The organism is Lacticaseibacillus boliensis (genome assembly GCF_054784775.1).
The window spans coordinates 1-10,062 of the sequence record NZ_BAAIHN010000052.1; the positions used below are offsets into that span (position 1 = coordinate 1).

At 55.6% G+C, this 10,062-nt stretch carries 11 protein-coding genes; 7 read left to right on the forward strand and 4 right to left on the reverse strand.

What is annotated here, in order from left to right; translation table 11 throughout:
• Positions 1-324 precede the first annotated feature (324 nt).
• Genes ACYVRB_RS13460 through ACYVRB_RS13485 form a run of 6 tightly spaced genes read left to right on the forward strand, consistent with a single transcriptional unit; the run spans position 325 to position 5,551 of the window.
• Entirely contained in the window at positions 325-981 is a 657-nt protein-coding gene (locus tag ACYVRB_RS13460; protein ID WP_461215965.1) for a VTT domain-containing protein, read from the forward strand.
• Positions 971-1,642, forward strand: coding sequence for a phosphatase PAP2 family protein (locus tag ACYVRB_RS13465; protein ID WP_461215966.1), 672 nt, complete (start codon positions 971-973; stop codon positions 1,640-1,642). The genes ACYVRB_RS13460 and ACYVRB_RS13465 overlap by 11 nt, the downstream gene beginning before the upstream one ends.
• The gene (locus tag ACYVRB_RS13470; protein ID WP_461215967.1) at positions 1,624-2,571 is read left to right on the forward strand and encodes a glycosyltransferase family 2 protein; all 948 of its coding nucleotides are present in this window, start codon (positions 1,624-1,626) and stop codon (positions 2,569-2,571) included. Before ACYVRB_RS13465 ends, ACYVRB_RS13470 begins: the two co-directional genes overlap by 19 nt.
• A gap of 12 nt (positions 2,572-2,583) precedes the next feature.
• The gene (locus ACYVRB_RS13475) at positions 2,584-4,542 is read left to right on the forward strand and encodes a hypothetical protein (protein WP_461215968.1); all 1,959 of its coding nucleotides are present in this window, start codon (positions 2,584-2,586) and stop codon (positions 4,540-4,542) included.
• Complete coding sequence (locus tag ACYVRB_RS13480; protein WP_461215969.1) at positions 4,535-4,939, forward strand: GtrA family protein; 405 nt, start codon at positions 4,535-4,537, stop codon at positions 4,937-4,939. The genes ACYVRB_RS13475 and ACYVRB_RS13480 overlap by 8 nt, the downstream gene beginning before the upstream one ends.
• Positions 4,940-4,963: 24 nt before the next feature.
• The gene (locus tag ACYVRB_RS13485) at positions 4,964-5,551 is read left to right on the forward strand and encodes a TVP38/TMEM64 family protein (RefSeq protein WP_461215970.1); all 588 of its coding nucleotides are present in this window, start codon (positions 4,964-4,966) and stop codon (positions 5,549-5,551) included.
• Positions 5,552-5,720: 169 nt separating this feature from the next.
• Here the strand turns inward: ACYVRB_RS13485 and ACYVRB_RS13490 are convergent, their stop codons facing one another.
• The 4 genes from ACYVRB_RS13490 to ACYVRB_RS13505 all read right to left on the reverse strand — a co-directional run bounded on the left by ACYVRB_RS13490 (position 5,721) and on the right by ACYVRB_RS13505 (position 9,143).
• Positions 5,721-6,800 (reverse strand): YncE family protein, encoded by a 1,080-nt coding sequence (locus tag ACYVRB_RS13490; RefSeq protein ID WP_461215971.1) that lies wholly within the window; start codon positions 6,798-6,800, stop codon positions 5,721-5,723.
• A 105-nt stretch (positions 6,801-6,905) separates the two neighbouring features.
• Complete coding sequence (locus ACYVRB_RS13495; RefSeq protein ID WP_461215972.1) at positions 6,906-7,778, reverse strand: SDR family NAD(P)-dependent oxidoreductase; 873 nt, start codon at positions 7,776-7,778, stop codon at positions 6,906-6,908.
• 170 nt (positions 7,779-7,948) lie between these two features.
• On the reverse strand, positions 7,949-8,536 hold the full coding sequence (locus ACYVRB_RS13500; RefSeq protein WP_461215973.1) for an NAD(P)H-dependent oxidoreductase: 588 nt from the start codon (positions 8,534-8,536) through the stop codon (positions 7,949-7,951).
• A 67-nt stretch (positions 8,537-8,603) separates the two neighbouring features.
• Positions 8,604-9,143, reverse strand: a complete 540-nt coding sequence (locus ACYVRB_RS13505; protein WP_461215976.1) for a Crp/Fnr family transcriptional regulator — start codon at positions 9,141-9,143, stop codon at positions 8,604-8,606.
• A 145-nt stretch (positions 9,144-9,288) separates the two neighbouring features.
• Here ACYVRB_RS13505 and ACYVRB_RS13510 point away from each other — a divergent pair, with 145 nt between their 5' ends.
• The gene (locus ACYVRB_RS13510; RefSeq protein WP_461215977.1) at positions 9,289-9,933 is read left to right on the forward strand and encodes an SDR family oxidoreductase; all 645 of its coding nucleotides are present in this window, start codon (positions 9,289-9,291) and stop codon (positions 9,931-9,933) included.
• Positions 9,934-10,062: the final 129 nt, after the last annotated feature.

The window sequence follows — 10,062 nt, forward strand, 5'->3', positions numbered from 1 at the left end:
ATGGGTGTACGGACTCATAGTCGAGTTCTCCTTGTAGTTGGTCTTGTGGTGATTCCATTTTACAAGGACTCAGGCTATGAGTCTTTTCTATTTGACTAATTTGTTGCACTTGAATTGTAAATCCGTCGTCACTAAAAAAAATCGTGCTTGCGGTTTCTGAAGAAAAACTCGAAATCTAAATTTTTTTCAGAAAAGGATCCCGACCTGGCGCGGTTTTGGTTTCACCGTCTGAAAAATTTTGAGTTTTGGCTTAGTTTTCATGAGTGGGCGGCAGGCTTGCAAGCGACTATTCTTGAGTCATCATCAACCCAAAGGAGAATCGCCATGTCCGTGCTTTTGCTCACCACCTTAGTTCCCAATCTCAGTCAACTCTTACCGCAGTTGATCGGCCAATTTGGCGGCTTGATCTACATCGGCCTGTTCGCTTTGATCTTCGTGGAAACCGGCATCGTGGTCTTGCCGTTTCTTCCCGGCGACTCGCTGTTGTTTCTGTGCGGGTCGCTGGCCGCCCTCAACAATCACGGCCTGAACATCTGGCTGTTGCTTGTTTTGATGGGCGCAGCCGCCGTGCTCGGGGATTCGGTCAACTTCGAGATCGGCAAGCATTTTGGCGCGTATCTGACGCGCAGCAAAAAGCTCAGCCGGCTGATCAAGCCGGCCTACCTGGCCCGCTCGCAGCGCTTCTTTGACAAATACGGCAAGCCCGCGATTTTCTTAGGGCGCTTCATGCCGATCATCCGCACCTTTGTCCCGTTCACCGCCGGCGTCAGCAAAATGCGCTACCGCGATTTTGTGCCGTTCAACATCCTCGGCGGCCTCACCTGGGTGCTGGTCGCGCTTGGCGCCGGTTATTTCTTCGGGAACATCGCGATCGTCAAGACCCATTTCGAGCTGATCATGATCGCCATCATTCTGATTTCCCTGATTCCGGCCGCCATCATGGCCATGAAGAACCGTGGAGGTGCCTTGGATGAAGACTAAGACCCAAACTATGCTGGGGGCGCTTCTCCTCGCCTTGTTCGCCGAGTTGGCGCTTGGCGTCCACACCCAGGCCGCATGGGTACGCGGCATCGATGCCGCGTTCGCCAGCCTGGCCACCAAGGCCATCACCCCCCTGAACACGACGGCGTTCAAACTCGTCGGCACGCTCGGCAGCCCCGCCACTGTGATCGGCCTCACCTGCTTGTTGTGCCTGTGGCTATGGGTCAAGCGCGACTTGAGCCTGGCCGTGTGGGTCGGCGGCCTCCAGCTTGGCGGGTCTGCGATCGCAGAGCTTTGCAAGCAGCTGGTCGCAAGACTGCGCCCGGGCCATCAGCTGGTGGCCGACAGCGGCTTTAGCTTTCCCAGCGGCCACACCTTTTGCACTGCGATCTTGGTTTGCACGGTGTTGATGCTGCTTCTACCGCTGATCCAAAGCCAAGAAGGCCAGCTGGTCGCCGTGTTGATCGGGATCGTCTGGGTCGCGTTGGTCGCTATCTCCCGCGTTTATCTGCGCGACCATTTTGCCACCGACGTCTTTGGCAGCCTGCTTTTGGCCAGTGGCTATTGGCTGGTCGTCACGCCTTATGCTGACGCGATGCAAACCTTCATGCGCCGGATTTTTCCAGAAAGGATGCAAACATTATGGCTACACAAAAATTAACGATTGTCGTTCCTGCATTTAATGAAGAAGAAGTGCTGACTTCTTCGATTCAAAAATTGCTGGCGATCGAAGATCAGATCGCGCAGCGCAATGTGTTGAGCCAGCGCGCCGACATCTTGATCGTCGACGACGGCTCCAGAGACCACACCTGGTCGATCATCGAAAAACTGCATCAAGCCAATTCGCGCGTACGCGGGATCCGTTTTTCTCGAAACTTCGGGCATCAATTCGCGCTGATCGCCGGCATGAAAGAAGCGGTCAAAACCGCAGACATGATCGTCACGATCGACGCGGATCTGCAAGACGACCCGACCAAGATCGAAGAGATGGTCGCTAAATACGCAGACGGTGCAGACATCGTGTACGGCGTCCGCAACAACCGCGACACCGACAGCTGGTTCAAGCGCACCACCGCCCAAAGCTACTACAAACTCTTGGATATGCTCGGCGTCCAGCTGGTGCCTAACCACGCCGATTTTCGCTTGATGTCCAAGCGCGCCGTTGACACCCTGTTGACCTACCCCGAGCGCAACATCTTCATCCGCGGCTTGATCCCAAAGCTCGGCTACAAAACCGATGCGGTTTATTACAAGCGCACGCCGCGCATGGCCGGCGAGTCCAAGTATCCACTGAAAAAAATGCTCGCCTTCGCTTGGGATGGCATCACCAGCCTGACCATCGCGCCGGTTCGTCTGATCTTGTTGCTGGGCACGGTGGCCTGCCTGCTGGCGATCGGAATGGTCGCCTACGCGGTGATCATGAAGTTCTTGGGGCTGACCGTCCACGGCTGGTCTTCATTGATGGTATCATTATGGTTTATCGGTGGCGTGCAGATGATCAGCCTCGGGGTGATCGGTGAATATATCGGGAAGTTGACGACCGAAGTTAAACAACGCCCGCGCTACACCATCGAGACGATTTTAGATTAAGGCGGTGCCTGAATGACACGCAAAATGCTCCCGGCCTTTTTACCGCTGATGCTGGCCTTGTGCCTGGTCATCGGGATGCTGGGCAACCTGACCCACTTTACTGGTGCAGCGGTGGTGATCGTCACCGTGTTGGCCTTGTTCAGTATCTATTTACTGGCGCCGCAAGTCGAGCGGTGGCCGATGCGCAAGTTGCAAATCGGCATCATTGCCGGCTTGGTGGCCATGCTGATCGCGCAGATCGTCCTGCTGGCCACGATGCCGGTTTCGGTTTATCACGACCCGTACCGCGTCTTGGCGCAAGCCGATCAGATGGCGGCCGGCAATTTTGCCTGGCACACCACGTATTTTTGGCGCTACGCCAATAACGTGCCGCTGACTTACCTGTTGTCCTTGTGGCTGCGTCTGGGCCACGTGGTCGGCTTGTCGACCAACCTGGCGATTCATGCGTTGAGCATCCTGATTCTCGATAGCTTCATCGGGCTGATGCTGGTCACGATCTGGCAGCTGGCGCACCGCAAAGCCCTTTTACTCGGCGCGTTCGCCTTCTTCGCCTTGACCCCGTTTGCCTACACGTATTACTTGCAGGTTTTCTATTCTGATCTGCCGTCGATGCTTCTGTTGCTACTGATCTTTCGCGTGTTTTGGCGCTGGCCGCACCACAACCGGCGCCAACGCATTTGCGAAGGCGTTGGCCTTGTCGTCGCCGTTGTGCTTGGCGCCTTGATCAAGGCCAACTTGATCGTCTTGTTGCCGGCAGTTGCGATCATCGCGGTGCTATTGTGGCACAAGCATCTGTTACGCTCGCTGAAGCTGGCGGTGCCGATCGTCCTGGTAATCGCCGGCTTCGGGCTGAGTGTGCCAGCGACGCACGCGATCGACAGCCTGAGTCACTACACGCCCAATACCGCGTTTGCCTTTCCCACAAGCAACTGGGTGTTGATGGGACTCAACGCCAACACCGCGGGCAAATATTCGCCGGCTGATGTCCATCAAGCCATCAAGCTCCCGAATCAAGCCGCGCGCCAACAAAGCGACACCAAGCTGATCCCCAAGCGCCTCAAGCACCTGGGCGTCTTCGGACTGGTACGGTTGTGGCTGGCCAAGCTGCGCGTGTTGATGCACGTCAACAGCATTCAAGACTGGTATAACGGCGGCTTCCGTCAAGCCCCCGGCTGGTATCAGCAACACGCTTCCAGCCTGCGGGCGCTGACGATGATCAGCTACACCGCCGCCACCTGGGGATTGTGGGTGATTTTGATTCTGCGGCTGATCGCCTGGCGGCCGGACTGGACGCAACCACAAACCGTCGCCGCCATGCTCGCCATCGTCACCGCGTTGGGTTATCTGGCCTTTCACACCTTGTTGTGGGAAGCAGAGACCCGCTACGGCCAGATCATCTTGCCGCTCTTGTGGCTGGCCTTGGCCGCGCTGCCAGCGCCTGTGCGCACCAAACTAGCGGTCAAAACGCCTTGGCTGCCTGCGGCGTTCGTCGCGTTAAGCGGCGTGGCGTTGATCGGGTCGAGTCTTGCGGTTGCCAACAACCATCTGCAAAACAACGTCGTGGCCGCCCAGCGCAGCCAACTGTCTACGCAATACCGCGCCAAGCCGGCACAGATCTCACCAAACACGGTGCTTTCTCAAGACGTCACCTTGAACGGTTCTACCAATTATTTTTCCGTGCAGATCCACACGCAGTCGCAAGTCCGCGTCACCTTGGTGAACCGCGCGACTGATCACACCTACCGCCTGCAAGCAACCGGACAGGTGTATCGCCTGCGCCGCGACCTGCCCGCCGGCCGCTATCGGATCGTGGTCGTCAACAACACCGCCACCCACCAAGCCGTCGATATTGTGGCGACCAGGCACTACCGGTTGAGTGCCTCGCCGCTGATCATCAACGGTCAGGCCAAACCGACGTCAGCTTTCATCTACAAGTTCTTCGATTACGGGTCAAGGAGGTCACATGGATAAAAACGCAACGGCGCTATACGCCAAATACGGGATGGCGTTGCGCTATCTCATCGTCGGTGGGTTGACCACCGGCATCAACATTGTCTTGTTTTTCGGGTTGACCCATCTGAACGTCGCGTGGTTTTGGGCCAATGTCGTCGCCTGGTTTCTCAGCGTGCTGTTCGCCTTTGTTGCCAACAAAAAAGTGGTCTTCGCCTCGGCCGACACCACCCCTGCCACCGTCACCAAAGAAGCCGTCAGCTTTTTCGCCCTACGCGGGGCGTCACTGCTAGCCGATACCGCGATCTTATTTGTCGGGTTGACGCTATTGAACGGCTCGCCGGTCATCGTCAAGATCATCGATCAGGTGATCGTGATCGGGTTGAATTATGTTTTTAGCAAACACATCTTCTCGTAGCCCTCACGCCTAGGAGGCCCTTGTATGGTCATGTCCCGAAGAACCTTGCGCATCATGCAGCTAGTCGCACTACTGGCGATCGTGATCCTGGCCATCGGCTGGTATCGCAGCGGCAGCGTGACGTCGTTTCAGCAGCTTCAAGCGCTCATCCAAGCCGCCGGCGTCTGGGCGCCGTTGGCCTTCATCGGGCTGCAGATCATCCAGGTCGTTTTCCCGATCGTGCCCGGCGGGTTATCGACGGTGGCGGCCGTGGCGATCTTCGGGCCGCTGCAAGGCTTCATCTATAATTACATCGGCATCAGCGTCGGCTCCGTGGCGGCGTTTTTGTTGGTACGGCGCTTCGGTCGCCGCTTCATCGACGGACTGATCTCCGAGAAACAACAGGCCAAATATCAGCGCTATCTCGACGGTGGCAAGACCTTCGACCGGCTGTTCACCATCGCCATCTTATTGCCGGTCGCACCAGATGACCTGTTGTGCATGCTAGCGGGGCTGACGAAGATGCCGCTGAAAAAATTCATCGCGATCATCGTGCTGTGCAAGCCTTGGACGATCTTGGCCTACAGCTTGGGCATGAATTCAGTTTTCCAGCTGATCGGCAGCGCGTTTTAACGTACTTCTTGGAGGAGGTGGGGCCATGGCCAAAGGGGTCTAGGCGACTGCCGTGTTAACAATTTGACACGCATTTCTGTATCGGTCAGCAGCTCACCTGAACCCGTCAAAAGCGGCGGTGCATCGCAACTAGATTGTCCAGTTGCGATGCACCGCCGCTTTTTGCGTGTTAATGCATGAGGCTGCCTAAATCGAGTTTGACGACCCGGTCGGCGTGGAATTCGAGATCAGCCTTGCGGTACTTGGCGGAACCTGATTCAAACAAGACGTACAGGTCTTCCCCATCGGCGACGATTTGTTCCATGTACGGCGGCATCTTGACGGTTTTGATCGTGTCGTCGCCGTCAAAATCCAGCCAAGTCCGCTGGCCATCGTTGTCAAACGCCAGCAGGCTCGCCGGATTGGGACCGTAAGATTGCGAGAAAAGCAACTCGCCATGGTAAAACGTCGCGCCTTGCAGCCGCTTGGTCGTGCTGTAATTGCCGGGATGGTTGTCACCGCGCAACACAACGTTATGCCCGCCGGTCGTGGTCGGCAGGCCGTGTTTAGTCATCGGCAAGGCCAAGAAGTTGCCTTGCGCGTTGCGGTCGAAGAACCCGAGGTACAGCGCGTTGTTGTGATAGGTGATGAACGACGCGCGTTTGACGCTGGGCATGCGCACCACATGGTCGAATTTGGTGGCGCGATGCTGCTGCGCAAAGTTGGCCGAGCGCCAGGTGCTGGCGTCGTAGGCCGACAGCGACGCGACCTTGCTGGCGGTTTCGGTCGTGACCCAAAGCCGCTTGCTGACGGTGTCATAAGCCAACCCGCCGGCATGAGAATTCCCTGGGAGCACGAGCTGCTTCACCAAGCGTCCCGTATGCTTGTCGAGAAAATACATGACAGAGCGATATTTTTTGTCGCGACTGTATGCCGAGATCACGACGTATTCCGGGGTCACCGCCAGGCCTTGCGGGTCCATGGTTTTGCTGATGCCGACGCGATTACCGGCGCCTTTAGCCAAGGTCTTCGTCCGCAACAAGCCGGGAATCACATAGGTATCTGGCTTGGCGTCATGATCCAGCGCCGGCTTCAGCTGTGGATACTGCTTGCTCAGCTGGCGATAAAACTGCTTTTGTGTCGTCATCGCCGCGTTGGTGTTGGTCCCGTCAAAACTTGCCCGCGACCCGCTGTGCCGATAGCCATACCAGCCGCCAGCCGCGAATACCACAACGATCACCGCGATGACCCAATATTTCTTGTGCTGCATATCAATTCCTCCAAGTTCAAGATTCAGAATACCATCCGCGCGCGCAAAAAAACACCGCTTGTGGCGCCAAATGCAGGCGCGACAAACGGTGTTTGACTGTGACGTCTAATCCAGCCCGGTCGCCGTCAGACTATATTCCCATAGTTCCTTGGCGACCCGTTGATCATAAGACATCACTGACGAGCGCACAGGCGCGGCACTGCTACGATCAAAATAACGTGCCGGGCCTTGGGCAAATTCAGGCGCGCACATCAGATCTGTCAGCATCTGCGCAGAGGCTTTGGCGGTGCCGATCAGATCAGCAAACTTGGCCACCATCTCCGGGGTGAAGCGCGACTTGTCTTTGGATAAGCCGGTTTCGATCATCAAGCCGGGATTGACGGTGTTTACCGCGATATGTTTGCCTGCGGCGGTCAGCCGGCGATCGAGTTCATACGCAAACAAGATCATGCACAGCTTGGAGAACGGATAACTCAGCGCATCGACTTGCGGGTTTGTGCCGCCATGCGCCAACGTTTCGGCCCCCGGCCAAGCCACTCCTGCAAGCGGGCCGTCGTGGCGTTCGCTGCTGACGGTGATGATCCGACCGGTGTCTCCCATCAGCGGCAGCAGCAGCTGTGTCAGCAAAAAATGGCCCAGATAATTGGTTTCAAAAATATTGTTGAAGCCATCTGCGGTATCATGCACGGTGCGCCCGGCGATTCCGGCGTTACAGATCAGTCCGTCAAGTGGCAACTTCAGCGCCTGAAAATCTGCGACGAATGCGCGCACCGCGGCCAGCGACGATGTATCGAGTTGCAGGCAGTCGATTTGGGCAGTCGGCACCGCCTGCAGGATCGCTTCGCGGGCCGCTTGGGCCTTGCTCAGATTACGGCACGCCATGATCAGGCGATAACCGCTGCCTTGTGCGGCGATTTGTTTGGTGGCTTCAAACCCTAAACCGGAGTTGGCGCCGGTGATGATGATCGTTTTTGTCAAAATTCAATCTCCTTTTGCTGGCTGGTGTGGCAAGCGTTGCGATATCGCAACCACGATTATATGCGCATGCATAGTTTTTGACAACCCATTTTACTTTTTCTTGGTAAACGCCAGCCACAAAAACACCGGTGCCAAATAGCGACCGGTGTTTGCTTGAATTGATATGTGGTTTACTTGGCCCCGATCTGGGTGGCTTGTTCCAGCCATGCTTGGCGCTTGTTGTCGCTGCTTTTTTTGACCATGTTGCAGCTCAACCAACGGACGTTTTTCAGCCCCATCTTCTTGAACGTCCCGCGCACCAACGCGCGCTGAATGGCATCGCCGAATACCCAGCGATACAAGGCTTTCGGGGTGTTCATGGTGGTCATGATCGTGGTCGACTGAAGCTTTGGCAACAGCGACTTCATCCCCATGCCGTTAGGCGTATAGGCGAAGGTTTCACCAGGAAAGACGACCTTGTCGATGAACCCCTTCATCATGGCTGGCATCAGTTCCCACCAGATTGGGAAGACCAAGATCAAGTGATCCGCTTCTTTAACGCGGCGGATATAGTCGATAGCCTGTTCATCTTGTGCCTGATGCTTCAAGAACCCGATCAAGTCGCTGCTGTGCATCACGGGATCAAAATGATCGGCTTCCAAGTCGATCACGTCGACGTCGTTGCCGGCTTTCAACGCGCCGGTTTTGGCCGCTTCCATCAAAGCGTGGCAGAAGCTGCCGTCATAAGGGTGACTGGTTACGATTAATGTTTTTGTCATAATAATGACCTCCAATTGATGATGGGATCAGTATACCGACGAAAACGATCGGGCTCATTAACCTATGTTAAGCGCGCGGATTTTTTTTCACGCGATTGCGGATGCGCGACAACGACACCGGCGTGATGCCCAGATAAGTCGCCAGCTCGTATTGCGGCACGCGGGCCACCAGCGCCGGATCGTCGGCCAACAAGGTGCGATAGCGCGCTTCCGGCGATTCTTCGATGCGGTTGAGAAAATAATTGGTGTAGGCGATAAACCGCCGGCAGATCCGGTCGGTGAACGCCGCCAGCGCCTGCGGATCTGCCTCAAGCGTCTTCTTCAACACGCGCCCGTCGACGACCATCACCGTCGTCGGCTCCACCGCCGTGATGGCAAACAGACTGGGCTGTTCCAGATAGAAACTTTCAAAAGACGATACGGCTTGGTTCTCGAAGAAAAACTGCACGGTGATGTCGCGCCCGTCGTCGTTGTGCCACAGCCGCACACAGCCTTCCTCCACGAAAAACAGGTGTTTGGCCAAGTCGCCTTCTCGCAATAAGTCTTCACCAGTATCAAAATGGCGCCGGACGCCGGTTGCTTTGATTTGGGTTTCGTATGGTTTCATCGCTTTCCTCCATCTGTTTGACATGCTCAACCATCGTCATTCTAGCATGAATTACAGCCATCGCGGACAGTTCTTCTTAAGTGTCCGGTTTACATAATCTAGAACGGTGTTACACTGATCTTGTAAGTCGATAAGGAGGATTCACATGAGTAATGTCTTAATTTTAGGTGCCAACGGTCAAATCGCTCGCTTGGCAGAAAAGCAGTTGCTGAGTGAAACCAAACATCACCTGACACTGTTCTTGCGCGATGCCAAGCGTCTGGAAGTCACAGATCCCGACCGCGAAACCGTAGTCGAAGGCGACGCGACAGATCCAGAAGCGCTGGGCAAGGCCATGGCTGGGATCGATATTGTCTATGCCAACCTCGGTGGCGGCAAGACCATCGAAACCCAGGCCAAGGCTGTTGTGCAGGCAATGGATCTCGCCAAGATCAGTCGCTTGATCTGGATCTCAACGCTGGGGATCTACAACGAAGTGCCCGGCGCGTTTGGCAAGTGGAACCACCAGCAATTAGACGGCGGCTATCTGGAGCCTTACACCAAGGCAGCCAAGGTCGTTGAACATTCCGACCTCGACTACACCATCATTCGCCCGGCCTGGTTGTCCAACAACGATGAAGTCAACTACGAGCTGACCCATCGTGATGACTTGTTCAAAGGCACCGAGGTTTCCCGCAAGAGTGTCGCCGATCTCGTCACCAAGTTGATCAACGATCCCAAGAAGTATGTGCAAGATTCCTTGGGCGTCAACCAGCCAAACACTGATGGCGACAAACCGTCGTTTTATTAATCGACGGATTTACAATTCAAGTGCAACAAATTAGTCAAATAGAAAAGACTCATAGCCTGAGTCCTTGTAAAATGGAATCACCACAAGACCAACTACAAGGAGAACTCGACTATGAGTCCGTACACCCAT

Excerpts from the sequence above, each read along its gene's own strand:
- ACYVRB_RS13490 (WP_461215971.1), bottom strand. The coding sequence starts at position 6,800 with ATGCAGCACAAGAAATATTGGGTCATCGCGGTGATCGTTGTGGTATTC.
- ACYVRB_RS13470 (WP_461215967.1), top strand. The coding sequence starts at position 1,624 with ATGGCTACACAAAAATTAACGATTGTCGTTCCTGCATTTAATGAAGAA.
- ACYVRB_RS13480 (WP_461215969.1), top strand. The coding sequence starts at position 4,535 with ATGGATAAAAACGCAACGGCGCTATACGCCAAATACGGGATGGCGTTG.
- ACYVRB_RS13505 (WP_461215976.1), bottom strand. The coding sequence starts at position 9,143 with ATGAAACCATACGAAACCCAAATCAAAGCAACCGGCGTCCGGCGCCAT.
- ACYVRB_RS13460 (WP_461215965.1), top strand. The coding sequence starts at position 325 with ATGTCCGTGCTTTTGCTCACCACCTTAGTTCCCAATCTCAGTCAACTC.
- ACYVRB_RS13475 (WP_461215968.1), top strand. The coding sequence starts at position 2,584 with ATGACACGCAAAATGCTCCCGGCCTTTTTACCGCTGATGCTGGCCTTG.
- ACYVRB_RS13510 (WP_461215977.1), top strand. The coding sequence starts at position 9,289 with ATGAGTAATGTCTTAATTTTAGGTGCCAACGGTCAAATCGCTCGCTTG.
- ACYVRB_RS13465 (WP_461215966.1), top strand. The coding sequence starts at position 971 with ATGAAGACTAAGACCCAAACTATGCTGGGGGCGCTTCTCCTCGCCTTG.
- ACYVRB_RS13500 (WP_461215973.1), bottom strand. The coding sequence starts at position 8,536 with ATGACAAAAACATTAATCGTAACCAGTCACCCTTATGACGGCAGCTTC.
- ACYVRB_RS13485 (WP_461215970.1), top strand. The coding sequence starts at position 4,964 with ATGGTCATGTCCCGAAGAACCTTGCGCATCATGCAGCTAGTCGCACTA.